This window comes from Komagataeibacter intermedius TF2, from assembly GCF_000964425.1.
Taxonomy (GTDB): domain Bacteria; phylum Pseudomonadota; class Alphaproteobacteria; order Acetobacterales; family Acetobacteraceae; genus Komagataeibacter; species Komagataeibacter intermedius.
Genome location: NZ_BANF01000048.1, coordinates 50385 through 73977 on the forward strand (window position 1 = coordinate 50385; position 23593 = coordinate 73977).

23 protein-coding genes and 1 tRNA gene are annotated in these 23593 nt (G+C 64.9%); 18 read left to right on the forward strand and 6 right to left on the reverse strand.

Going from position 1 to position 23593, the window contains the following annotated elements:
* Positions 1 to 4 precede the first annotated feature (4 nt).
* From hrpB to B7449_RS08900, 6 genes are read left to right on the forward strand one after another with little or no spacing between them, the layout of a single operon-like run.
* Positions 5 to 2566 (forward strand): ATP-dependent helicase HrpB, encoded by a 2562-nt coding sequence (gene hrpB, locus B7449_RS08875; protein WP_235721327.1) that lies wholly within the window; start codon positions 5 to 7, stop codon positions 2564 to 2566.
* A gap of 38 nt (positions 2567 to 2604) precedes the next feature.
* A complete protein-coding gene (locus tag B7449_RS08880; protein WP_039732392.1) occupies positions 2605 to 3828 on the forward strand; it encodes a S1C family serine protease in 1224 nt (407 codons plus the stop codon).
* 30 nt (positions 3829 to 3858) lie between these two features.
* Entirely contained in the window at positions 3859 to 4539 is a 681-nt protein-coding gene (locus B7449_RS08885) for a response regulator (protein WP_039732393.1), read from the forward strand.
* 30 nt (positions 4540 to 4569) lie between these two features.
* The gene (locus tag B7449_RS08890) at positions 4570 to 6147 is read left to right on the forward strand and encodes a sensor histidine kinase (protein WP_039732417.1); all 1578 of its coding nucleotides are present in this window, start codon (positions 4570 to 4572) and stop codon (positions 6145 to 6147) included.
* 4 nt (positions 6148 to 6151) lie between these two features.
* Entirely contained in the window at positions 6152 to 6475 is a 324-nt protein-coding gene (locus B7449_RS08895) for a hypothetical protein (RefSeq protein WP_039732394.1), read from the forward strand.
* Entirely contained in the window at positions 6472 to 7233 is a 762-nt protein-coding gene (locus tag B7449_RS08900) for an SIMPL domain-containing protein (protein ID WP_039732395.1), read from the forward strand. Before B7449_RS08895 ends, B7449_RS08900 begins: the two co-directional genes overlap by 4 nt.
* A 264-nt stretch (positions 7234 to 7497) precedes the next feature.
* Here the strand turns inward: B7449_RS08900 and infC are convergent, their stop codons facing one another.
* From infC to B7449_RS08920, 4 genes are all read right to left on the reverse strand, one after another.
* The gene (infC, locus tag B7449_RS08905; protein WP_010514802.1) at positions 7498 to 8019 is read right to left on the reverse strand and encodes a translation initiation factor IF-3; all 522 of its coding nucleotides are present in this window, start codon (positions 8017 to 8019) and stop codon (positions 7498 to 7500) included.
* A gap of 225 nt (positions 8020 to 8244) precedes the next feature.
* Entirely contained in the window at positions 8245 to 10179 is a 1935-nt protein-coding gene (thrS, locus tag B7449_RS08910) for a threonine--tRNA ligase (protein ID WP_039732396.1), read from the reverse strand.
* Positions 10180 to 10221: 42 nt separating this feature from the next.
* The gene (locus B7449_RS08915; protein WP_039732397.1) at positions 10222 to 11124 is read right to left on the reverse strand and encodes a glycosyltransferase family 9 protein; all 903 of its coding nucleotides are present in this window, start codon (positions 11122 to 11124) and stop codon (positions 10222 to 10224) included.
* A 4-nt stretch (positions 11125 to 11128) separates the two neighbouring features.
* Positions 11129 to 12130: a tetratricopeptide repeat protein gene (locus B7449_RS08920; protein ID WP_235721328.1), complete on the reverse strand. Its 1002-nt coding sequence runs from the start codon at positions 12128 to 12130 to the stop codon at positions 11129 to 11131.
* A 101-nt stretch (positions 12131 to 12231) separates the two neighbouring features.
* Between B7449_RS08920 and B7449_RS08925 the strand changes: the two genes are divergently transcribed.
* The 12 genes from B7449_RS08925 (at position 12232) to B7449_RS08980 (ending at position 21574) form a co-directional block, all read left to right on the forward strand.
* Entirely contained in the window at positions 12232 to 13461 is a 1230-nt protein-coding gene (locus tag B7449_RS08925; protein ID WP_039732418.1) for a glycosyltransferase family 4 protein, read from the forward strand.
* 234 nt (positions 13462 to 13695) lie between these two features.
* On the forward strand, positions 13696 to 14829 hold the full coding sequence (locus B7449_RS08930) for an aromatic ring-hydroxylating oxygenase subunit alpha (protein ID WP_039732399.1): 1134 nt from the start codon (positions 13696 to 13698) through the stop codon (positions 14827 to 14829).
* Positions 14830 to 14902: 73 nt separating this feature from the next.
* Positions 14903 to 15091 (forward strand): hypothetical protein, encoded by a 189-nt coding sequence (locus tag B7449_RS08935; RefSeq protein ID WP_039732401.1) that lies wholly within the window; start codon positions 14903 to 14905, stop codon positions 15089 to 15091.
* 96 nt (positions 15092 to 15187) lie between these two features.
* Positions 15188 to 15742, forward strand: a complete 555-nt coding sequence (dcd, locus tag B7449_RS08940) for a dCTP deaminase (protein ID WP_010514792.1) — start codon at positions 15188 to 15190, stop codon at positions 15740 to 15742.
* 18 nt (positions 15743 to 15760) lie between these two features.
* Positions 15761 to 17023: a UDP-N-acetylglucosamine 1-carboxyvinyltransferase gene (gene murA / locus B7449_RS08945; protein WP_039732402.1), complete on the forward strand. Its 1263-nt coding sequence runs from the start codon at positions 15761 to 15763 to the stop codon at positions 17021 to 17023.
* A gap of 40 nt (positions 17024 to 17063) precedes the next feature.
* Positions 17064 to 17861: an ATP phosphoribosyltransferase gene (hisG, locus tag B7449_RS08950; protein ID WP_039732403.1), complete on the forward strand. Its 798-nt coding sequence runs from the start codon at positions 17064 to 17066 to the stop codon at positions 17859 to 17861.
* Entirely contained in the window at positions 17858 to 19171 is a 1314-nt protein-coding gene (gene hisD / locus B7449_RS08955) for a histidinol dehydrogenase (protein WP_039732404.1), read from the forward strand. Before hisG ends, hisD begins: the two co-directional genes overlap by 4 nt.
* 87 nt (positions 19172 to 19258) lie before the next feature.
* Positions 19259 to 19477, forward strand: coding sequence for a translation initiation factor IF-1 (infA, locus tag B7449_RS08960; protein WP_010508114.1), 219 nt, complete (start codon positions 19259 to 19261; stop codon positions 19475 to 19477).
* Positions 19478 to 19484: 7 nt separating this feature from the next.
* Entirely contained in the window at positions 19485 to 20123 is a 639-nt protein-coding gene (locus tag B7449_RS08965; RefSeq protein WP_082084815.1) for a Maf family protein, read from the forward strand.
* Positions 20124 to 20125: 2 nt separating this feature from the next.
* Positions 20126 to 21238: a ribonuclease E/G gene (locus B7449_RS08970; RefSeq protein ID WP_235721335.1), complete on the forward strand. Its 1113-nt coding sequence runs from the start codon at positions 20126 to 20128 to the stop codon at positions 21236 to 21238.
* Positions 21231 to 21437, forward strand: coding sequence for a DNA gyrase inhibitor YacG (locus B7449_RS08975; RefSeq protein WP_082071142.1), 207 nt, complete (start codon positions 21231 to 21233; stop codon positions 21435 to 21437). Before B7449_RS08970 ends, B7449_RS08975 begins: the two co-directional genes overlap by 8 nt.
* 61 nt (positions 21438 to 21498) lie before the next feature.
* A tRNA-Phe gene (locus tag B7449_RS08980) sits at positions 21499 to 21574 on the forward strand.
* Between the two features lie 174 nt (positions 21575 to 21748).
* Here the strand turns inward: B7449_RS08980 and B7449_RS08985 are convergent.
* The gene (locus B7449_RS08985) at positions 21749 to 23080 is read right to left on the reverse strand and encodes a dihydroorotase (RefSeq protein WP_039732406.1); all 1332 of its coding nucleotides are present in this window, start codon (positions 23078 to 23080) and stop codon (positions 21749 to 21751) included.
* A gap of 203 nt (positions 23081 to 23283) precedes the next feature.
* Positions 23284 to 23593: EAL domain-containing protein (locus B7449_RS08990; RefSeq protein WP_048883572.1), on the reverse strand; the 310-nt coding region annotated here is incomplete at its 5' end.

Sequence of the window (23593 nt, forward strand, 5' to 3'; positions counted from 1 at the left end):
GGATATGGCCTTAGACCCGACCTTGCAAAACCGCCTTGATGCCCTCCTGTCCGAAGACGATGGCAACGCGCTGCCCGTCGCCGCGGCCCTGCCGCTGCTGCGGGATGCACTGGCACGCACGTCCAATGCCGTTCTGGTCGCCCCACCGGGCGCAGGCAAGACCACGCTGGTGCCGCTGGCGCTGCTGGATGCGCCATGGCGGGGCGACGGGCGGATCGTGATGCTGGAACCACGCAGGCTGGCCACCCGCGCGGCCGCCACGCGCATGTCGGCGCTTATGGGTGAACAGCCGGGCGGGCTGGTTGGCTACCGCACCCGGCTGGATGGCGCGACATCGGCGCATACGCGCATCGAGGTGATTACCGAAGGCCTGCTGGTGCGCCGCCTGCTGTCCGATCCCACGCTGGATGGGGTGGCATGCGTCATTTTTGATGAAATCCACGAACGATCCGTCGATGCGGATGCCGCCCTTGCCTTCTGCCTTGACCTGCAACGCAGCCTGAGGCCCGAGCTGAAGCTGGTCGCCATGTCCGCCACCATGGACGGGGCGGCACTGGCACGGCGCATGAACGCCGAGCTGGTGGAAAGCGAAGGCCGGATGTTCCCCGTGGAGATCCGCCATGCCACCCGCGACCTTGTCCATCGCCGCGACCTGCCCGACGCCATGGCCGCCGCCATCCGCGCCGCCATCGCGCAGGACCCGGGCGATGTGCTGGCCTTCCTGCCCGGCGTTGCCGAAATCCACCGTACGCGCGCCCTGCTGGACGGGATCGCGGCGGATGTCCTGCCGTTGTATGGCGAACTGCCCCCCGCCGAGCAGGATCGCGCCCTGACCCCCCATCCTGATGGGCGCAGGCGGGTGATCCTGTCCACCTCCATTGCCGAAACATCCCTGACCGTGCCGGGGGTGCGTATTGTGGTGGACGGGGGCTTCCGCCGCGTACCCCGGCTGGATGTGGGCACGGGTCTTACGCGACTCGATACGGTGCGGATTTCGCGTGCCGCGGCCAACCAGCGCGCGGGCCGCGCGGGCCGTGTCGCCCCCGGACACGCCATACGGCTGTGGACGGAAATGACCACCCGCGCCATGCCGCCCCACGACCAGCCCGAAATGATGGAGGCCGAACTGACCGGCCTGCGGCTGGACGCGGCGGCATGGCAGGACGCGATGGGCACGGCGCCCGCCGACCTGCCCTTTCCCGATCCCCCGCCAAATGGCGCGTTCGAGGCCGGGCGCAGCCTGCTGCAGGCGCTCGGCGCGCTGGATGACGAAGCCCGCATCACGCGCGACGGCGCGCGCATGGCCGCCCTTGGCGCGCATCCGCGTCTGGCCGCCATGATGCTGGCCGCACGCACGCCAGCCGAACGCGCCATGGCCGCCGACATCGCCGCCCTGCTGGAAGAACGCGACCCGCTGCGCCCCCGTCGCCCCGCCGGTGGTGGCCGGGGCGCGCCACCCACGGCCCCGGCCGATATCCGCCTGCGCCTGGACCTGCTGGCCGGTGGCGACCACCCCGATGCCGACCGCGCGGCGCTGTCACGCATCCGCCATGCCGCCCGGCAGTACCGCAGGCGGCTGGGGCTGGGCCGCGACATTCCCGCCAGTGGCGATCCCGCCGCCCTGATTGCCGCAGCCTTCCCCGACCGGGTGGCGCAGTCACGCGGGGACGCGGGATCGTTCCGCATGGCCGGTGGCGGCAGCGCGCGCCTGTCCAGGACGGATGAACTGGCGCGCTGCGCCCTGCTGGCGGTGGCGGGCATGCATGTGCGCAAGGCTGCCGAGATCTGCCTTGCCGCCCCGCTGGACCGCGATGCGCTGCCTGACAGCCTGCTGGCGCGGACGCGCGAACAGGTTGAAACCACGCTGGATACCACAACGGGCAACGTGCTGGCGCGGCGCAGGCTGCGGCTGGGCAACCTTGTGCTGCGCGACCGTACCGTAAGCGCCAGTGCCGATGAAGTCTGCGCCCTGATGTGCGCGCAGGCGGCGCAGAACCCTGCCGCGACCTTCACATGGAGCGACGCCTGCCGCCAGTTGCAGGCCCGCGTGGAACTGGCGCGTACCCGTCTGGACCGCCCGGACCTGCCTGACCTGTCGGATGAGGCCTTGTCCCGGAGCACCGAAAGCTGGCTTGCCCCGTGGCTTGCGGGGGTCAACCGCCTGTCCGCGCTGGCGGAAATGGACCTGCTGGCCATGCTGCGCGCGACGATGGACCACGCCACGCTGAAATGGCTGGACCGCATGCTGCCCACCCACCTGGACATGCCGGGGGGGCGGGCCGCGATCGACTACCTGCAACCCGTGCCGGTGGCATCCGCACGGGCGCAGACCTTCTATGGTGTGACACAGACCCCCCGCATTGCCGACGGGCGGGTGGAGCTGCGTATCGCCCTGCTGTCGCCTGCGGGCAGGCCGCAGGCCATTACCGCCGACCTTGCGGGCTTCTGGGCCGGGTCATGGGCGGATATGCGCCGTGACATGCGGGGGCGCTATCCCCGTCATGACTGGCCCGAAAACCCCGCCACGGCTACTCCCCCACCGCCCCGGCCGCGTCGTGCGCCATAAAAAACCGCATGCATTTGCGTCCATGATGTCATGCAGCCATGGCATTGCCGCTTTTTTCAGATAACATGAATGATCATGAACGTTTCCTTCCACCGCCATACATGACACGGATCGCCATGGCCCGCCGTCCGGTTTCCCGGTTGTTGCCAATGCTGCTGCTGGGCATGCCTGGCCTGGCCGGACTGGCAACGGGGGCATGCGCGCAGGACGTTGCGGCATCATCCGCCGTGCCGCCCAATCCCTCCCTGTTCGCCCCGCCGGTGCCGCCGGTGGTGGCGACGGGACCACTGACCTTCGCCCCGCTGGTACGCCAGGTGGGACCGGCGGTGGTGAATATCGCGGTTTCACAGGATAACCGGAGCGCCACCAGCCACCAGCCCCTGCCGCCCAGCGTGAAGGGCACGCCGTTTGAACACAGGTTTCGTGAACGCATGCGCGCGCATGGGGAGGAAATGCTGGGTGCGGGCTCGGGCTTCCTGATCGACCCCAGCGGCGTGATCGTGACCAATGCGCATGTGGTGGGGGGCGCCGACCTGATTACCGTGTCCCTGGCTGATGGCACGGAATTCCCTGCCCATCTGGTCGGCAGCGATGACCTGACGGATATTGCGGTCATCCAGATCCATGCCCCGCACCCCATGCCCTTCGTGCCATGGGGGGACAGCAGGCTGGTCAATATCGGGGACTGGATCATGGCGGCGGGCAACCCGTTCGGGCTGGGATCATCCGTTACCGCGGGCATCGTGTCGGCGCGCGGGCGCGATATCGGCACCAGCCCGTTCGATGACTTCCTGCAGATCGACGCCCCGATCAATCCCGGCAATTCCGGTGGTCCGTCATTCAATCTGGGCGGGCAGGTGGTGGCGGTGAACACGGCCATTGTCTCGCCCACCGGGGGGTCGGTTGGCATCGGGTTTGGCCTTCCGTCCGAAATCGTGGCACCTATTGTGGAAGAACTGCGCCACAATGGCCATATCGACCGGGGATGGCTGGGTGTTACACTGGCGGACGGCCCGGGACATGACGGCGTGCAGATTGTCGGCATCGACCGCAACGGGCCGGCCATGAAGGCGCACCTGCATATAGGGGATGTCATTACCGCCGTGAATGATGAACCGATCGATACATCGCGCATGCTGATCCGCTCGATCGCGGCGAAACGGCCCCGGTCAACCGTGGTGCTGCATATCCGCCGCCGCCATGACACGCTCAGCCTGCCAGCCTGCGTCGGCCACCGCCCCGACGAGGACATGGAAGACTGACTGACCCCGCCCCAAACGACGTGAGGCAACGTGCATATTCTTGTTGTTGAAGATGATCCCACCGTCCGCAATTTCGTGGCCAAGGGCCTGAAGGAAGCCGGGCATCTGGTCGAACTGACCGATAACGGCAAGGACGGCCTGTTCATGGCCGTAAGCGAGAAGTTCGACCTGATCATACTTGACCGCATGCTGCCCGGCGGCATTGACGGCGTGCGCCTGCTGGAAACCATCCGCGCGCAGAACAACACGACCCCCGTGCTGCTGCTGTCGGCGCTGGCGGATGTGGATGACCGCGTGCAGGGACTGAAGGCGGGCGGCGACGATTACGTCACCAAACCCTTCGCCTTCAGCGAACTGCTGGCCCGCGTCGAAGCCCTTGGCCGCCGTGGCCGGACGGAAGCCGCCCCCCAGACCAAGCTGGAAGTGGCCGACCTTGAAATCGACCTGCTGTCGCGCACCGTCCGCCGTGCGGGCCAGAAGATCGACCTGCAGCCGCGTGAATTCCGCCTGCTGGAATACCTGACCCGGCACGCGGGGCAGGTCGTGACCCGCACCATGCTGCTGGAAGGCGTGTGGGACTACCACTTCGACCCGCAGACAAACGTGATTGACGTGCATGTGTCGCGCCTGCGCCAGAAGGTGGACAAGCCGTTCGGCACGCCGCTGATCCATACCATCCGCAATGCGGGATACATGCTGCGTGCCGAATAGGCGGCATCCCTGCCCGTGGGCGGGATTGTGATGCCCACCGGTTTCCCCCGCGCCATGCCGCGCCCGTCACGCTGGCGGGCGTGGCGGTCAGCCAGCCTGCGGTTTTCGCTGGCGTATGGCATGATGTTCGCCCTGTCCTCCATCCTGTTCATGTCCTTCATGTGGTGGGGCACGATCGGGTTTCTGGAGCGCCAGGTGGAAACCGCCATCAATGCCGATGCCCATGCCCTGGCCGAACGGTGGATGATGGGCGGCCTGCCCACGCTGGCCCTGACTATCGAGGACAGGCTGGAGCAGAATCTGGATGACGACGCGATCTACCTCGTCATTGATCCGCAGGGCAATTACCTGACCGGCAACGTGTCGGGATGGCCCGCCAAGGTGCAGTACACGGACCGCTGGTATTCCCTGCCCGATACGAGGGCGGGCCTGCGCGGCATGGCCGAACTGCATGCCTACCGCCTGCCCGGCACGGCGCAGAGCCATACGGCAGGCCAGCTGGACAGCGGCTATCGCCTGCTGGTGGGGCGTGACGTGCGCGCGCGTGGCATCCTGCGCCACCTGCTGACCGATTCGCTGTTATGGGCATGGGTCATGGTGACGCTGCTGGCGGTCAGTGGCGCGGTGCTGGTGCACGGCATTTTCCGCCGCATGGTCAAGACCGTGGCCCGCACGACATCCGCCATTGCCCATGGCGACCTGAGCCGCCGCATGCCGCTGGTCGGCAATGGCGATGAAATGGATCAGGTGGCTGAAGCCATCAATGAAATGCTGGACCGGATCGTGCGGCTGATGGATGGCGTGCGGCAGGTCTCCAATTCCATTGCCCATGACCTGCGCACCCCCATCGCCCGCGCACGCACCCAGCTTGAGGATGCAGCGCTGCATGCCACCACGGATGAGGAACTGCGTGAGGCGATCGAACGCGCGGTGGGCAATCTGGACAACGTCACCGCCGTGTTCGAGGCCCTGCTGCGCATTGCCCAGATCGAGGCCGGGGCCCGCCGCTCCGCCTTCATGACGTTCGATCTGGTCCCGGTCCTGCGCGATGTGGCCGACCTGTACGAAGCCGTGGCGGAAGACCATGACATCGCGCTGGCGCTGGACCTGCCTGAAAGCCTGATCTTCCATGGGGACCGTTCCCTGATCCAGCAGGCGGTGGCCAACATGCTGGACAACGCCATCAAGTTCTCGCCGCCCGGCGGCACCGTCCACCTGCGCGCGCAGGTGCGCGAACTGGCCCCCGGCCGCATTGTCGGCCCGTCGGGGGAGGGCATGCTGGACCTGTGTGTCAGCGACGAGGGAATCGGCATGAGCGAGGCCGACATGGAACGGGCCACAGAACGCTTCTTCCGTGCGGAAAAAGCGCGCAATACCCCCGGGTCGGGGCTGGGCCTGTCCATGGTGCGGGCCATCGTGCAACTGCATGGGGGACGGATGCACCTGTCGGCGCACAACCCGGGGCTGACGGTTTCACTGGCGCTGCCAATCGCGGCCTGCGCGATTTCAGGCATGGAAGAAGATTTTCCATCTCCGCTGCACATATCAGGCATGACGGAAAGGTCACCTTTCTCCCATCAGCATGACATGAACAGTAGCGTAAAGTAACATCATGAACATGCACCCCGCCATGGCGCCTGCCATCGTTGTGATGAGTTTCTGCCTGTGTGGCGCAGCCCCGGTCGAGGCAGGCGCCGGGGCGGATGTCATCGCCACACGGGATGGCGCGGACAAGCCCGTGATCATTACCAGCGACACCAAGGCTTACTGTAACCGGCTGCTGAACATCATCGACGCCTATGGCCCCGCCCTGCCGCAGGATGTGGATAGCCTGCGCACGCAGGGAGAAGACATGTGCCGCGAGGGGCGAATCCGTTCAGGGATCGTGCGCCTGCGTCGTGCGTTGGTTGAACTGAAGGAGACCACGCATTCATGACTTTTTCCCCTTTGACGCTTTTTGCCCGCCACAGCCTGCGCATCGTGCTGCCCGGCATGCTGGTGGCGGCAACGCTGCATCCGGCAGGTGGCATGGCCCAGACCCAGTCCGTAAATACCATTCCCCCCAATGCAACCGAACTGGACCTGTCCGCGTCCGGCACGGTGCAGGCCCAGCCTGATGAACTGACGGCCACGTTCATGGCCGAAGCCCGGGCCGACACGGCCGCCAGCGCACAGGCGCAGGTCAATGCACTGGTGGGCAAGGTCACGGCAGCCAGCGCCCATGCATCGGGACTGACCCTGAATGCCGAGTCGTATTTCGTGCACCATGATGATGGCGACAGGCAGCAGAACCGAAAGCCGCAATGGGTCGCACGCCAGAGCATCCGCCTGACCGCCACCGACGGCAAGGTGCTGCTGCCGCTGGTGGGCCAGTTACAGGCTGATAACCTGGCCCTGACCCGGCTGGACTGGTCGCTTTCGCGCGAACGGCGGGCGGACCTGACCCGCAAGGCCGAAACGCTGGCCCTGCAGGACATGCAGCAGCGCGCGCAGGCGGCTGCCAGCACGCTGAAGCTGACCGTTGCCTCCATCCGTACCGTGACGCTGGAAGACCAGAACATGCCGCGCCCGATGCCCATGATGATGATGGCGCGCGCCGCCAGCGTTGACATGCCCGGCCCCGAAGCCCCAACCGGCATGCAGGATGTTACGGCAACCGTCCGCGCCACACTGATCCTGAAGCCCGCCGGATAAGAAAAATGAGCGAACGTTTCTGGTGAGGCTTTTTTCAGAATGCTTCAGAAAACGCCGCCTGTCTGAACAGGCGGCCCCGGACACCTCTGCTGTTTTTACCTGTGAATGATTCGACCAGACCCGCGTGACGGAAAAAGCTGCCTGACACATGGCGTGCGGCCATCTGCGTCCATCCCTGTTCATCCAGCATGCAGTACATACAAAAAAGGCCCGGTGGAATAACGCCACCGGGCCTTTTCATAACACAGATACGTGGGCCTGCCCTTAACGCGGGGCAAGCACCATGATCATCTGGCGGTTTTCAAGCTTGGGCATATGCTCAACCTTGGCAATCTCATCCATTTCCGCGCGGATGCGCTCCAGAACCTTCACACCCAGATCCTGATGCGCCATTTCACGGCCACGGAAGCGAAGGGTCACCTTCACCTTGTCGCCTTCGCCAATGAAGGTCTTCATGGCGCGCATCTTCACCTGATAATCATTTTCGTCAATGTTCGGACGAACCTTGACTTCCTTGATTTCGATGACTTTCTGCTTCTTGCGCGCTTCGTTACGCTTCTTCTGCTGTTCGTACTTGAACTTCCCGTAGTCAAGGACCTTCGCCACGGGCGGCTCGGCATTCGGACTGATTTCCAGAAGATCAAGGCCAACGGAATAGGCACGGGCCAGCGCATCACGCGTGGACATGATGCCCAGCATCTCGCCTTCTTCGTCGATCAGACGGACCTGCGGTACGCGGATCTCTTCATTGACACGGGGGCCCTCTCGATTTGGCGGAGTGGGCATCGGGGGTCTGGCTATGGTCAGCTCCTGTAACTGTTTCATTCAAACGGCAGATAAGGCCATCCCCGATACCGACGCATCCATGGCCGGAACCACGGCAGATGCGCAGGCAAGGCATGACCTTACATTATGGAAAGATATGTGACGCAAAGACACGCCACAGATCAAGTACTGTCTTGTCCCGTACCTGCGAAAACAGCCATGCAATCGCGGCACGGAACCAGGCGGTCAGCCGCGTTCCCTGCGGATATCGGGTGGCAGGGCTTCATATGCAAGGGCGGACACCGCTTCTTCCAGCGGCAGCACCTCCTGCGCCTTGCCGCCAAGGCGGCGCAGGGCGACGGTGTTTTCCTCCGCTTCCTTGCGACCGACCACCAGAATCACCGGAACACGCGCCAGGCTGTGTTCGCGAATCTTGGCGTTGATCTTTTCGTTCCGCAGGTCGGCTTCCACCACCAGCCCCGCCTTGCGCAGGCTGTCGGTCACATGTTGGGCATAATCCGCCGCATCGGTCACGATGGATGCCACCACCACCTGCACCGGCGCCAGCCACAGCGGGAAACGGCCCGCATGCTGTTCGATCAGGATACCAAGGAATCGCTCGAACGACCCCAGAATCGCCCGGTGCAGCATGACCGGACGATGGCGCGCACTGTCTTCCCCCACATAGGACGCATCCAGCCGTTCGGGCAGCACGTAATCAACCTGCAGCGTGCCGCACTGCCAGTCACGGCCAATGGCGTCGCGCAGCACGAATTCCAGCTTCGGGCCATAGAACGCGCCCTCGCCCGGGTTGTGTTCATAGGTCACGCCCGCCATGTCGCAGGCGACCTTCAGCGCATTTTCCGCACGGTCCCATGTCGCGTCGTCACCGGCGCGCTGTTCGGGACGGTCAGCGAATTTCACACGGAAGTGTTCGAATCCAAGGTCCTGGTATACATCGGCCAGCATGCGCACGAAACGCGCGGTTTCATCGGCGATCTGGTCTTCGGTACAGAAGATATGCGCATCATCCTGCGTGAAACCACGCACGCGCATGATGCCGTGCAGCGCGCCCGACGGCTCGTACCGATGACACGCCCCGAATTCCGCCATACGCAGCGGCAGTTCACGATAGGACCGCAGGCCATGGCGGAAAATCTGCACATGGCACGGGCAGTTCATCGGCTTCAGGGCGAGGGTCTTGTCCTCATCCTCGACAGTGGCGATGAACATGTGTTCGCGGTACTTGTCCCAGTGCCCGGACGCTTCCCACAGGGCGCGGTCAACAAGCTGCGGGGTGCGCACTTCCTGATAGCCATTCGTATTCTGCGCGCGGCGCATGTAGTCCTGCAGCACCGAATACAGCCGCCAGCCCTTGGGGTGCCAGAAGATCTGGCCCACGGCTTCTTCCTGAATGTGGAACAGGTCCATCTCGCGCCCGATGCGGCGGTGGTCGCGGCGCTCGGCTTCCTCCAGCTGGTGCAGGTGCGCCTCGAGTTCCTTGCGGTCACGCCATGCCGTACCATAGATCCGGGTCAGCATGGGGTTGCGGTGGTCGCCGCGCCAGTAGGCACCCGCCACCTTCATCAGCTTGAAGGCATTGCCCACATCCGCCGTGCCACGCAGGTGCGGCCCACGGCACAGGTCCAGCCACTCACCCTGACGGTAGATGGAGATTTCCTCATCTTCGGGCAGGTCACGGATCAGTTCGGCCTTGAAGCGCTCGCCCCTGTCCTCAAAGAACTGGATGGCTTTCTCACGCGGCCATGTCTCGCGCACGAATGGTTCGTTCGCGGCCACGATTTCGCCCATGCGCTTTTCAATCGCGGCGAAATCCTCAGGCGTGAACGGCTCGTTGCGGTAGAAATCGTAATAGAACCCGTTTTCGATCGACGGGCCGATCGTGACCTGGGTTCCGGGAAACAGCGACTGCACGGCTTCCGCCAGCACATGGGCCGCGTCATGGCGGATCATTTCCAGCGCCTCGGGGTCCTTGCGCGTCACAAAGCGGACCTTTGCGTCATGGTCGATCTCGCGACCGATATCCATAAGCTTGCCATCCACTTCCATGGCAAGGGCGGCGCGGGCCAGGCCGGCCCCGATGGACTGCGCCACGGTCGTGCCCGTCACTGCCCCGTCAAAGCGGCGAACGGATCCGTCAGGCAGGGTTATGGCAGGCATGGCTTCATTGCTCCGGTAAGAAGATATTCCGCTGTAATGGCGTCAGGCGAGCGTCGCCGCAACCCTGTCAACGCGCAGAGTTGCCAGATCACGCACATAAATGACCCGCACCTGCCCCGCATGCTGGCCCACGGGCGCGGTCAGCGCGGGGTTGCTGTCGGCCGAAAACAGCACGGTGCAGGGCACGCCCAGGGCGGCTGCCAGATGCATGGGGCCGGTGTCATTGCCCACGGCGCAGGCCGCGCGCGCCATCACGCCCCCCAGTTCCAGCAGCGATGTCCGCCCCGTCAGGTCCAACGCAGCAGGACAGGCTGCGCGGATGGTGGCGGCAAGCGGCCCCTCCCCCCGGCTGCCCACGATCACGGGCAGCATGCCGCATGCGTGCATGCGCTGCGCGAGGGCCGCATACCGTTCCACCGGCCAGCGTTTGGCCGGACGGTGCGCCGCCGCCCCCGGCACCAGCACGCCATAGGGCGCGGGCAGGACAGGGCCGCCCTGCGCCAGCCACGACAGGTCGGGCACCGGCAGGCTGTCGAGTCCCGCATGCCGCAACTGATCGCGCTGGCGTGCGCGGGTATGCATGACGCGCCGTTGCGGACTGTCATGCACCGCCTGCGCGCCACGCCCGATTCCTGACCATGTCTTCATGCCCGACAGGTGGAAATACCGCGTACTGCGCCCCGATGTCTGCAGATCATAGATAAAGTCATAGGACCGCAGCAGCCGACGCAGCGCCATGACCGCGCGCAGGTCATGCCATGGCGGCCTGCGGTCAACATGTACATGGTCGAACCACGGCGCATGCCGCGCAAGGTCAGCGAAGGGCGCCTGCGTCAGCAGGTCCACCCGGTCATGCGCATGGCGGGCGCGAATGGCCGCGAACGGCGCGAAGGACTGGATGAAATCGCCCAGCGCGCCCAGCCGGATCACCAGGATACGGGCCATGGGATCAGGGTGCCTCGGGGTCGGTTTCAAGCAGCGACAGGTCCTGCCGCGCAAGATCGGCCTCGTCCGAATCCGGGGACAGCGTCACCACGTCCTGCCAGTCGGCGCGCGCCTGCGCCATCTGTCCTTCACGCTGGTACAGGATGCCGCGTTCCAGCAGGGCGGCCCCATTGCGGGGCATGTCCTTCAGGGCGGCGTTGATGTCGGTCATGGCCTGCTCGATCCGTCCCATCCTGCGCCATGCGGCAGCGCGCGCGATCAGCGCCTCATCACGTTCCACCGGAACGGGTGGCAGCGGCGTCAGGGTGTCTATCGCGCGCTGTGGCTGGTCCAGTTCAACCGCGACCCGCGCATAGACCAGCCGCAGCGGCACGTCCCCCGGCTCCAGCGTCAGGCCATAGGTCGCGCTGTCGAATGCCTGTTTCGGGCTGTCATCCGCCTGCCATGCCCGCGCCGCCTGTTCGGCCACGGCGGCGCGGCGGCGCAGGGACTGCGGAGTATCCGCCTGCGCGGCCGCATTGGGCATGACCGAATCCCCCATGGGCCAGCCGGACACATGCGACAGGCGATCCAGCGAGGCCGCCGCCGTCGCCACATCCCCCAGTTCCATACGCGCGAGGGCTTCACACTGCTGCGCCTCCAGCCCGCCACCATGGGCCAGCCAGTCCTCGGCATAATCCCGCGCGCCATCGGGATCATCAGACAGGGTGGTGGTGCACCGGGCGAAACTCCACGCCTCGCGTGGTGCGTCCGCGTGTCCCGGTTCGGGGGGGGCAGCTGGCGATGGGGCTACCTGCTGCGCCGTCTCCGCCGCCCGTGCGCGACTACATGCGGCATTGCCCGGCGGCAGCGCGCAGACCCCCGCCATCATTGCCCACGCGACGGTCAGGACCCGGCACCCCGCCCGCATCCGCCCAATGGGCCGGGCCGGGGCAATGCTGAAGCGTCCGGGGCATCCGTCCGGCAGGGGAAAGGGGGAAACAGGCAGGCACGCAGAAACTCTCATTACCGCATTCGTCGTCCCGCCCGCCAAGAAGGTCAAGGGCCGGGGGCCCATTCATTCGCCACCCGTGCAGTTCCGGAATGATCGTGGTATGGGGAAATGCGATGCAAACCGTTACCGACCGACCTGTTATCCTGCAGGCCCTGCCAGCACTCGAATCCGGCGGGATTGAACATGGCACGCTGGAAATGGCGCAGGCCATCGTGCAGGCCGGTGGCACCGCCATTGTGGCCAGTGCGGGCGGGCGGCTGGTCCCGCGCCTGAAATACATCGGGGCCATCCCGGTCGAGATGGACCTGAAGGCCAAGAACCCCCTGTCCATCATGCGCAACGCAACCCGCCTGCGCCATGTCATCCGCGATTACGGCGTCAACCTTGTGCATGCGCGCTCACGCGCGCCCGCCTGGGCCGCCCACCTTGCATGCAGGCGGCAGAAGGTGCCGCTGGTCACCACATGGCATGGCGTGCATGCCGCCAACCTGCCGGGCAAGCGGCGGTACAACAGCGTGCTGGCATCGGGCAACCGGGTCATCGCCATAAGCCGCTACATCGAAAACCGCCTGCGCGAGGAATACAAAGTGGGCGACGACCGCCTGCGCCTGATCCCGCGCGGGGCGGACATGACCCGGTTTGACCCGCAGGGCGTGCGCGGCAACCGGGTACAGAACCTGATCAACCTGTGGGACATACCCGACGGCGCCACCGTCATCATGCTGCCGGCACGGGTGACGCCGTGGAAAGGGCACGCGCTGCTGATCGAAGCCCTGGCGCAGATGAACGACATGGCCAGCCCGGATGGGGAGTGGGTGTGCATTTTCGTGGGCGAGGCGAATGAAAAGCAGGGGCGCGACCTCGTGGCGCTGGCAACGCGCAGGGGAATCGCCGCGCGCCTGCGCTTTGCCGGGCATTGCGCGGACATGCCCGCCGCCATGATGCTGGCGGACATGGTGGTTGTCCCCTCGCTACGGCCTGAACCCTTTGGCCGCGTGGTGGTGGAAGCGCAGGCCATGGGCCGCCCGGTAATCGTGGCGGGCCATGGCGCCGCACTGGAAACGGTGGACAATGGCGTAACCGGTTTTGCCTTCCCCCCCAACGACGCCCGGGCACTGGCGGCATGCATGCACCATGTCGCCACCATGACGGCGGAAGAACGGCTGACCCTGGCATGGCACGCGCGCGAGAATGTGCGCGAGCATTATTCAACACAGGCGATGCAGTACGCGACGCTGGCTGTATATGATGAACTTCTGCATACGCAGCTGGCGAATACTTTCTACCATAACGCCATGACGGACGTTATCTGGGACGAAGAACACCTGCCGCAGGCGGGATGAAACCGCGCAGGCGGTGATTGTGCCATATCAGGTGCAGGATAGCCTTGATCTGTCTCATGGCGGTCCCAAAACCCTGATCGAGCGTCCAGTATTCGGCATGGGCCTTATGCAGGGGGTGGTTTTGCAGTCGACAAGGCGCGCGAAATTCTTCACCCATTGCGCATTCTTCTTTCTGGCGGACGGGGATGACCCGCGGCCCGCCGTTTCAACGCGAACACTTCGGGACTGCACCACATGAACCAGATTTCCCCCGTCCAGACAGACACGACACCCGAACCCCAGCCCCATCACCCCGACCTGCGCCGGGTGAACGCCAACCCGGATTTCTGGTATCCGGTCGCGTGGTCGTCGGACCTGCGCAAGGGCAAGACGCTGGCGGTCAGCTATGCCGGCACGCCCATCGTGCTGGTCCGCCCCGAAGATGGCAGCGTCTTCGCGCTGTATGACCGCTGCCCCCACCGGCAGGTCCCGCTGAGCAAGGGAACCGTGAACGGCCAGACCGTGCGCTGCTGCTATCATGGCTGGGCCTTTGGCCGTTCGGGCCGCTGCATCGACGTGCCCTACCTTGGCAAGGGCAAGCTGCCCAACGGCGTGCGCACCTTCCCCGTGCGCGAGGCGGGCGGCCTGATCTTCGTCTTCCCCGGCAATCCGGAAAAGGCCGACAGCACGCCCTTCCCCAAGCTGGCCCAGACGGACAACCCCAAATACAAGACCAAGCACTTCAGCCCACGGGTGAACTGCCACTACACCTTCATGCACGAAAACCTGATGGACATGAACCATCAGTTCCTGCACCGCCGCCAGATGGGCCAGATCAAGGCCCGCTTCCTGGGGCAGGACAAGGGTGAGGACTTCATCGAGGCACGCTACAGCTTCATGCGCTGCGCGGGTCAGCAGCCGCTGGCCGAACGCCTGATCTTTGGCAAGCACAAGGACCTGCAGGGCAAGGAACAGCCGGTCGAGGAAGTGGTGACCATCCGTACGGAATACCCGTACCAGACCCTGCGCATCACCGACAAGGACGGTGACCTGATCATGGACCTGTGGACCGCCTACGTGCCGGTGGACAAGGACGAACGCATCACCCAGTCCTTTGGCCTGCTGTCCATCCTGCGCCCGCAGACGCCGTTCCTGATCGACATGATCTGGCCCGCGCTGGGCTGGTTCACCAACCGCATCTTCCTTGAAGACAAGGATATCGTGGAACTGGAACAGGCCGCGTGGAACGAGGTGGGCTATGACCGCAACGTGGAAATCTTCCCCGTGGTCAAGGCACTGCGTGAACTGCTGATCCGCAGCGGCATTCCGCAGGACATGCCGCCCGCGAACACCGCGCAGCAGCCCGCCACCCCGGCGACACCTGCCTGACGTCTTCCGCCTGCCCGCCATCCCCACGGGTGGTGGGCATTATTCCCGCCCCCCTCCGCGCGAAATCACCACCATGACCGAACGGCCAGATACCCCCCGCCTGACCGACAGGGCCGAGGCTGCCCGCCAGCAGCGCCTGGCCCGTGAAGCCGAGGCCCTGCGCGCCAACCTGCGCCGGCGCAAGCAGCAGAGCCGCGCACGCACGGCACCGCCCGCCAACCCCATGCCTGACAGCAGCGACATATCCAGCAACGAAGCGTGATTGCCGGTTGCGGTCGGGCGGCCACTTCGTTAGTGGTCGCGCAGCAGCCGACGGGTTTCCCGTCCACGCGCCACCGATGCCGAAGGAAGGGACAACATGCCAATAATGCCTGACACGTGGATTCGTCGCATGGCCACGGACCACGGCATGATCGAACCCTTCGTGGAGAAACAGAACCGCGAGGGCGTGATTTCCTTCGGGCTGTCATCGTACGGGTACGACGCGCGCGTGGCCGACGAATTCAAGATTTTCACCGACGTGGACAACGCGGTGGTCGATCCCAAGAACTTTGCCGAAAACAGCTTTGTCACCCGCCGGGGCGACTGCTGCACCATTCCGCCGCACAGCTTCGTGCTGGCGCATACGGTCGAATACTTCCGTATTCCACGCGACACGCTGGTGGTCTGCCTGGGCAAGTCCACCTATGCGCGCTGCGGCATTATCGTGAACGTGACCCCGCTGGAACCGGAATGGGAAGGACAGGTCACGATCGAGATCAGCAACACGACCCCGCTGCCCGCGCGGATCTACGCCAATGAGGGGATCTGCCAGTTCCTGTTCTTCCAGGGCGCATCCCCATGTGAAACCAGCTACGCCGACCGCAAGGGCAAATACATGGGGCAGGTTGGCGTCGCCCCGCCGCGTATGTAAGGGCAGGAACCGCAAGTCATGGACCGTTTCATCATTCACGGCGGCCACCCGCTGCGTGGGGACATCGTGATCGGGGGGGCGAAGAATTCCGCCCTCAAGCTGCTGGTGGCGGGGCTGCTGACCTCCGAACGGCTGGTGCTGGACAACGTCCCGCGCATTGCCGACATCCGCACGATGCGCAGGCTGCTGGAACAGCATGGCCTGACGGTGGACGATGTCAGCGGCGATGGCGGCACGCTGGCGGTTGGCGGCGAGATCACCAATACCGAAGCGCCCTACAACATCGTCTCCAAGATGCGGGCGTCGATCCTTGTGCTCGGCCCGCTGCTGGCGCGCTGTGGCGAAGCCCGCGTGTCGCTGCCCGGTGGCTGCGCCATCGGCACCCGCCCGGTCGACCTGCACCTCAAGGCGCTGGAAACGCTGGGGGCGAAGATCACGCTGGAAAACGGCTACATCCATGCCGAAGCCCCCCATGGCCTGAAGGGGGAACGGGTGATCCTGCCGTTCGCCTCGGTAGGGGCGACCGAAAACCTGCTGATGGCCGCAACCCTGGCCAGAGGGCGCACCGAAATCGTCAACGCCGCGCGTGAACCCGAAATCGGGGATCTTGTCGGCTGCCTCAACGCCATGGGCGCGCGCATTACCGGCATCGGCACGGGCAAGCTGGTGATTGACGGGGTGGAGGGACTGCATGGCGCGCAGTACCGCGTCATGCCCGACCGGATCGAATGCGGCACCTATGCCTGTGCCGCCGCCATTACGGGTGGCGAACTGCGGCTGGTGGGCGGGCAGGTCGAACACCTTGGCGCCGTCGTGCGCGCGCTGGAGGAAGCGGGCGTGGAGATGGTGCAGGAAGACGGGGCGGTACGCGTGCAGCGCACCGGCGCGCTGCGCGGGGTCGATATCATGACCGAACCCTATCCCGGCTTCCCCACCGACATGCAGGCGCAGTTCATGGCGCTGCTGTCGGTGGCCGAAGGGGCGTCGATGGTGACGGAAACCATTTTCGAAAACCGCTTCATGCATGTGCCCGAACTCAACCGCATGGGTGCGCGCATCAACGTACACGGATCATCCGCCATCATCCGGGGCGTACATTCGCTGTCCGGCGCGCCGGTCATGGCGACGGACCTGCGGGCGTCATTTTCGCTCATCCTTGCAGGGCTTGCCGCCCATGGGGAGACGATCCTGAGCCGCGTCTACCACCTTGACCGCGGCTACGAGGCGGTGGAGCGCAAGCTGGCGCAGTGCGGCGCGCATATCGAGCGCGTTTCCGACTAGCTGCCGACAGAAAAGCGCCCTTCCTGCATGATGGCTGAATGTGGTATGCGCGCATGTCACCAAAAGGCGCCCCGCACGCGGGATTACCCCCGCCTTCATGTCGGAGAATACATTGACCGTCCTGTCACCGGCCCAGACCGCCGTTCCGGAAACGGATAGCCCGCTGATACTCGCCCTGCCCAAGGGCCGTATCCTCAAGGCCGCGGCGCCGCTTCTGCATAGGGCGGGCATTGTGCCCGGACCGGATTTCAATGACGAGAAAAGCCGCCTGCTGCGCTTTGAAACCAATGACCCCGGCATTGACGTGGTGCGCGTGCGTTCGTTCGACGTCGCAACCTTCGTCGCCTTTGGCGGCGCGCAGATCGGCATCTGCGGCGCTGATGTGCTGATGGAATTCGATTACCCCGAAATCTATGCCCCGCTTGACCTGGGGATCGGGGGGTGCCGCATTTCCATCGCCCAGCCCAGGGACCGCAGCGGACTCGAAGACAATCCCAACCGCCTGTCACAGGTGCGGGTGGCGACCAAATATCCCTCGCTGACGCGCCGCCACTTTGCCGCGCGCGGCATAAACGCCAGCATCGTCCACCTGCATGGCGCGATGGAACTGGCCCCGGTCCTGGACCTGTCGCACCTGATCGTGGACCTGGTTGATACCGGGTCAACGCTGCGCGCCAACGGGCTGGAGGAAACGCACACCATCGCCCACATCACCAGCCGCCTGATCGTGAACCGCACGGCGCTGAAAACCCAGCCTGAACGCATCACGGCGGTCATCAACCGCTTCCGCGCGGCGCTGGCGCCCAATTCCGCACAAGCCAAGGATTCGCAGGCATGAAGCGCCTTGATACCACCCAGCCCGATTTCAGGTCCGAATTCGCCGGCCTGCTGGCCGACCGCGACAGCGACACCGCCCGCGTGGACGGCCCCGTAACCGAAATCCTGGCCGCTGTCCGGACACGTGGTGATGACGCGCTGTGTGAATTCACCAACCGCTTCGACCGGGCCAACGTGACCCCCGCCACCCTGAAGATCACGCCAGAGGAGGTCGAGGCCGCCTGCCGTCAGGTCTCCGCCGGCCTGCTGGACGCGCTGGAAACCGCAGCGACCCGGATCGAGTCGTTCCACAGGGCGCAGATGCCCACCGACATGCGGTATGTCGATGATGCCGGCGTGACGCTGGGCATGCGCTGGACGGCGCTGGACTCGGTGGGGCTGTATGTGCCGGGTGGCAAGGCGGCCTATCCATCGTCGGTGCTGATGAACGCCATTCCCGCCCATGTGGCGGGCGTCGGGCGGATCGCCATGTGCGTGCCCACGCCCGATGGCACGCTCAACCCGCTGGTGCTGGCGGCGGCGCGGCGCGCGGGCGTGACCGAAATCTATCGCGTAGGCGGGGCACAGGCCGTGGGCGCCATGGCCTATGGCACGGCCACCATTGCGCCGGTGGACCGCGTGGTGGGACCGGGCAACGCCTATGTGGCCGAAGCGAAGCGGCAGGTCTTCGGCACGGTGGGAATCGACAGCATCGCCGGTCCGTCCGAAGTGGTCGTGGTGGCGGATGGCAATAACGATCCCCGCGCCATCGCACTCGACCTGCTGGCTCAGGCGGAACATGATCCCATGGCCCAATCCATCCTGATCACGCCCGACACCGGCATGGCGGCAGAGGTGGAACAGGCGGTCGCAACCGAACTGGAAACCCTGCCGCGTGCCGAAATCGCCCGTACCAGCTGGGACGCGCATGGCGCGATCATCACGGTGCGTGACCTGAATGAGGCCGCAGACCTTGTAAACACCATCGCGCCTGAACATCTGGAACTCATGATCGACGATCCGGCCCCGGTCTTCCGCCGCGTGCGGCACGCGGGCGCCATTTTTGTCGGTCGGTACTGCCCCGAGGCCATTGGCGATTATGTGGGTGGCCCGAACCATGTGCTGCCAACCAGCCGTACGGCGCGTTTCTCCTCCGGGCTGTCGGTATACGACTTTATCAAGCGCACCACGTTCATTGAGGCACAGCCCGAGTCGCTGCGGAAAATCGGCCCCGCCGCCGTCAGCCTGGCGGAAGCCGAAGGGCTTGATGCACATGCATTGAGCGTGTCCGTCCGGCTGGCCGACCTTGATCGTGCGCATAAGGAAACTTGACCCGGGCGGTGAGTATCCCCACATAAACCAACCGTACTGCGCTGCGGGCCCGCAGCAGGACGGCAACCTTGATGATTGAAGGACACGATGTCTAAAGAAGACATGATTGAATTCAGTGGCACAGTAACCGAACTGCTGCCCAATGCCATGTTCCGCGTAACACTGGATAATGAGCATACCATCCTTGCGCATACCAGCGGCAAGATGCGCAAGAACCGTATCCGCGTGCTGGCAGGTGACCGCGTGAATGTGGAAATGACGCCCTATGACCTGACAAAGGGTCGCATCACCTTCCGCTTCAAGTAAGCCGTCCTTGTCGGTCATCACCGCAGAAGCCGTCCCCACAGGGGGCGATACGGGCGCGCAGCTTGTCCTTGCCTCGGCTTCTCCCCGCAGGCTTGCGCTCCTGCGCCAGATCGGGCTGGTTCCCGATCAGGTGCATCCAGCCAATATTGATGAAACACCCCGGCGTGATGAACTGCCCCGTCCGTATGCCCAGCGTCTGGCAACGGAAAAGGCCGAACATGTGGCGGGCGCGCTGGATTGTCCGGCACTGGTCATCGCCGCCGATACGGTTGTCGCCCTTGGCCGGCGCATCCTGCCCAAGGCGGAGGACGCGGACACGGCACGCAGGTGTCTGACCCTGCTGTCGGGACGGCGTCATACCGTCTTTACCGCCGTCGCCATCCGTCCCACTGCCGCGTGGAAAGGTGGTCGCGCGGGGAACCGGCTGGTCGCCAGCACGGTGACATTCTCGCGCCTGACCCCGTTGCAGATTGATGCGCTGATCGAGGCAGGTGACTGGAACGGCAAGGCCGGGGGCTATGCCATACAGGGCCATGCGGCGTCGTTCGTCCGGTTCATGTCCGGCAGTTATACCGGCATTGTCGGCCTGCCCCTGTTTGAAACCGCGCAGATGCTGCGTGGGCAGAAGGGGTGCTGGCTGCGGTGAGCATGCGCATCTGCGCCAGCAGCAGTCCCGGGGAAGTCCGCATTGCTGTCACGACGGATGGCGTCATGCAGGATTTTGCCCTGTGGCGGCCTGACATGGCTGACGGGGTAGGCGATATCTATCGCGCCCGGGTCAGCGCCCATGTCCCCGCGCTGGGTGGTACGTTCGTCACCCTGCCGGGACTGGAGCAGGCGGGCTTCCTGCCGGATTCGGAAGGGCTGGGCCCCCTGACGCAGGGACAGACCGTCCTTGTGACCATTACCCGCAGCGCACAGGGGGGCAAGGGGGTCAGGCTGGGCGCGCGCAACCTGCCGCCCGACCTGCCCGGCGGGGCGGAGCCGCAGTTGCTGCGGCGCGGCCCTTCGCCGCTGGAACGGCTGGCCCGGTATTATCCACATGCCCAGATCGTTATTGATGATGCCGCCATCGCGGCACGGTTGCCCGCCGCGTTTCACCCACGACTGACACGTGTCAGTTCCGCATTCGACAGCGACCTGCGTGCACAGGCCGATGCGCTGGAAGATCCCGTCGTGTCCCTGCCCGGTGGCATGTCGGCCAGCATTACCCCCACCCCCGCACTGGTGGCGATCGACATGGATGGCGGGGCGACCAGCATGGACCGCCGCCCCAAACAGACCGCCCAGTTCGCCGCCAATCGTGACGCGCTGCCGGACCTGTTGCACCAGTTGCGGCTGCGCAACCTGTCCGGCGCGATCATTGTCGATGTCGCAGGACTTGCCATACGCAAGCGTCGGGCGCTGTCGGAAACGGTCGAAACGCTGCTGAAGAACGATCCGCTGCGTCCGCGCTTCCTGGGCTTTACGGCGCTCGGGCTGGCGGAAATCGTGCGTCCTCGCGTGCATCCCCCCCTGCATGAACTGTTCCAGTCCACCGAAGGGCGACTGTTACGGGCGCTGCGCGGGCAGATGCAGGCGCATCGGGGCATGCCGCCAGATGGCCAACCCGTCACGATGGGGTGTGGCCATGGTATCATGACGCTGTTGCAGGACCATCCGGACTGGATGGAGGATTTCGTACGCCTGACAGGCCGTGCGCTTCAGCCCGTCATGGATCAGGACCTGCCTGTCAATGGCTGGAGATTCGATCATGGCTAAACAGCCCGCCCTTCCCCCCTGCCCCATATGCGGGCAGCCCGCACGGGAGCAGTACCGCCCCTTCTGTTCACGCCGTTGCGCGGATGTGGACCTTGGCCGCTGGTTTTCAGGGCAGTACCGCGTGCCTTCGACGGAGATTCCCTCTGAAGAGGATGAAAAATACACAAGACGGGTTGATCCCGATGATGAGGTAGGTTAAACGCTTGTCCAACGTCACGGCGGTCCCGACTGCCCTGACCCAGCCGGACAGACGGCCCGGTGCCCAAGTAGCTCAGTTGGTAGAGCATGCGACTGAAAATCGCAGTGTCGGTGGTTCGATCCCGCCCTTGGGCACCATTTCATTTCCTGAAAATACAATAGATTATGTAACCAGATCGATCTGATCGATATGGCATGCCATCTGGCGCGTATGTCCCATGGGCATACATGGCCGGACATAAAAAAGCTTCAGGGAAGGCCGCCTTAAAAAAAGGCGGCGCCCAGCGGCTGTTATGTCCTTTTGCCAGTGGATTACGGACGGTCGGTCGCATCAAACAGCAGGGGTTCGCCCTGTGCGCTGGGGGCAAGCTGGTTGTCCCACATGACCACATTGCCACGAATGATCGTGCCCATGGGACGACCGGTCAGTTCACGGCCCACAAACGGCGACCACCCGCATCTGGAAGCCAGCCATTCCTGCTGCACCGTCCAGCGCGCGGCAAGGTCCACCACCGAGAAATCAGCATCGTACCCCACCGCAATGCGCCCCTTGCGCACCAGCCCGAACAGACGCTGCGGACCGGCGGATGTCATGTCCACCACCCTGCGCAGCGACAGGCGGCCATGCGCCACATGGTCCAGCATAAGCGGCAGCAGCGTCTGCACGCCGGGCATGCCCGAAGGTGTTTCGGGATAGCTGCGCTGCTTGGCTTCCAGCGAATGGGGCGCGTGGTCGGAGCCAATAATGTCGGGCACCCCCTGCCCCATCCAGTACCACAGGCCATCGCGCCATTTCCGGCCACGGATTGGCGGGTTCATCTGCGCCAGCGTGCCCAGTTCGGCATAGGCCTCCTCACCTGCCAGCGTCAGATGCTGGGGCGTGACTTCACAACTGGCGACATCCTTGTGCCCGGACAGGAATTCCAGTTCGGCCGGCGTCGTGACATGCAGCACATGGATGCGCCGCCCCGTACGCCGGGCCAGCCGCACGATACGCTGCGTGGCGCGCAGGGCCGTTTCCTCGTCACGCCAGACGGGGTGGCTGGAGGGATCGCCCGCCCTGCGTTCGGACAGGCGTTCATGCAGCCGGGCCTCATCTTCGGCATGGATGGCGACACGACGGCGGCCTGAACGCAGCACGCGCTCCAGCACCGCATCATCGGACACCAGCAGGCTGCCGGTGGACGATCCCATGAAAATCTTGATCCCCGCCGTGCCGGGCAACATTTCCAGTTCACCACACCGATCGGCATTTTCCGTGGTGGCGCCCACATAAAACGCATGGTCGCACCACATGCGGCCACGCGCGCGTTCCAGCTTGTCCAGCACGGCTTCGGGCCGGTCGGTGGCGGGCTTGGTGTTGGGCATTTCGAATACGGCGGTCACGCCACCCATCACGGCGGCCATGCTGCCGGTTGCCAGATCCTCCGCCCCGGTCAGGCCGGGTTCACGGAAATGGACCTGCGTATCGATCACCCCGGGCAGGATGGTCAGACCGGTACAGTCAATGACGCGACCGGCATCCCCTGTCCCGCCAATCCGGGCGATACGCCCCTCGCGCACATATACATCAGTCACGACGGTCGCATCGGGCAGGACAACGCTGCCATTTTTCAGACAAAGATCAAAAACGGGTAAGGTCATGGAACTATCCTGTGGCCACTGCCCGCAAACCGGCAGCGCGGGCGAAGAAAACCGTGCCGGGCCATGCCTGTGCCCACCACGTCCTGATCCGATGTATGATACGCGTCCGGTGGCATGCAAACCACCCCGGATGGCCCCCATAATGAAACACCCCGGCCCTTGCGGGTCGGGGTGTCGGGTGTCCGGTCCATGTGAGGAGCGGGTTACGCACCGATGGCGGTGCGTTCTTCCAGCGCCTGCTGCAGCACGGCCTGCAGGCGGTCTTCCCTGATCCATTCTTCCAGCTTCTGTGGTGTCATGGGGCGGGCGAACAGGTATCCCTGCACCACGTCACAGCCAAGCTGGCACAGAAGGTCAAGCTGCCGCACGGTTTCAACACCTTCGGTCACGACAGTCATGCCCAGCCGCCCGCCAATCCCGATTACCGCCGTGGTCACGGCCTGCGCATTGGCGTCATGTTCAAGGTTCATGATGAAGCTGCGGTCGATCTTGATTTCCGTCAGCGGCAGGCGC

Excerpts from the sequence above, each read along its gene's own strand:
- B7449_RS08935 (WP_039732401.1), top strand. The coding sequence starts at position 14,903 with ATGACCGAACGGCCAGATACCCCCCGCCTGACCGACAGGGCCGAGGCT.
- B7449_RS08985 (WP_039732406.1), bottom strand. The coding sequence starts at position 23,080 with ATGACCTTACCCGTTTTTGATCTTTGTCTGAAAAATGGCAGCGTTGTC.
- B7449_RS08895 (WP_039732394.1), top strand. The coding sequence starts at position 6,152 with ATGAACATGCACCCCGCCATGGCGCCTGCCATCGTTGTGATGAGTTTC.
- B7449_RS08880 (WP_039732392.1), top strand. The coding sequence starts at position 2,605 with ATGGCATTGCCGCTTTTTTCAGATAACATGAATGATCATGAACGTTTC.
- B7449_RS08890 (WP_039732417.1), top strand. The coding sequence starts at position 4,570 with ATGCCCACCGGTTTCCCCCGCGCCATGCCGCGCCCGTCACGCTGGCGG.
- dcd (WP_010514792.1), top strand. The coding sequence starts at position 15,188 with ATGCCAATAATGCCTGACACGTGGATTCGTCGCATGGCCACGGACCAC.
- B7449_RS08920 (WP_235721328.1), bottom strand. The coding sequence starts at position 12,130 with ATGAGAGTTTCTGCGTGCCTGCCTGTTTCCCCCTTTCCCCTGCCGGAC.
- B7449_RS08925 (WP_039732418.1), top strand. The coding sequence starts at position 12,232 with ATGCAAACCGTTACCGACCGACCTGTTATCCTGCAGGCCCTGCCAGCA.
- B7449_RS08970 (WP_235721335.1), top strand. The coding sequence starts at position 20,126 with ATGCGCATCTGCGCCAGCAGCAGTCCCGGGGAAGTCCGCATTGCTGTC.
- thrS (WP_039732396.1), bottom strand. The coding sequence starts at position 10,179 with ATGCCTGCCATAACCCTGCCTGACGGATCCGTTCGCCGCTTTGACGGG.
- infC (WP_010514802.1), bottom strand. The coding sequence starts at position 8,019 with ATGCCCACTCCGCCAAATCGAGAGGGCCCCCGTGTCAATGAAGAGATC.
- hisD (WP_039732404.1), top strand. The coding sequence starts at position 17,858 with ATGAAGCGCCTTGATACCACCCAGCCCGATTTCAGGTCCGAATTCGCC.
- B7449_RS08975 (WP_082071142.1), top strand. The coding sequence starts at position 21,231 with ATGGCTAAACAGCCCGCCCTTCCCCCCTGCCCCATATGCGGGCAGCCC.
- hrpB (WP_235721327.1), top strand. The coding sequence starts at position 5 with ATGGCCTTAGACCCGACCTTGCAAAACCGCCTTGATGCCCTCCTGTCC.
- B7449_RS08915 (WP_039732397.1), bottom strand. The coding sequence starts at position 11,124 with ATGGCCCGTATCCTGGTGATCCGGCTGGGCGCGCTGGGCGATTTCATC.
- infA (WP_010508114.1), top strand. The coding sequence starts at position 19,259 with ATGTCTAAAGAAGACATGATTGAATTCAGTGGCACAGTAACCGAACTG.
- B7449_RS08930 (WP_039732399.1), top strand. The coding sequence starts at position 13,696 with ATGAACCAGATTTCCCCCGTCCAGACAGACACGACACCCGAACCCCAG.
- murA (WP_039732402.1), top strand. The coding sequence starts at position 15,761 with ATGGACCGTTTCATCATTCACGGCGGCCACCCGCTGCGTGGGGACATC.
- B7449_RS08900 (WP_039732395.1), top strand. The coding sequence starts at position 6,472 with ATGACTTTTTCCCCTTTGACGCTTTTTGCCCGCCACAGCCTGCGCATC.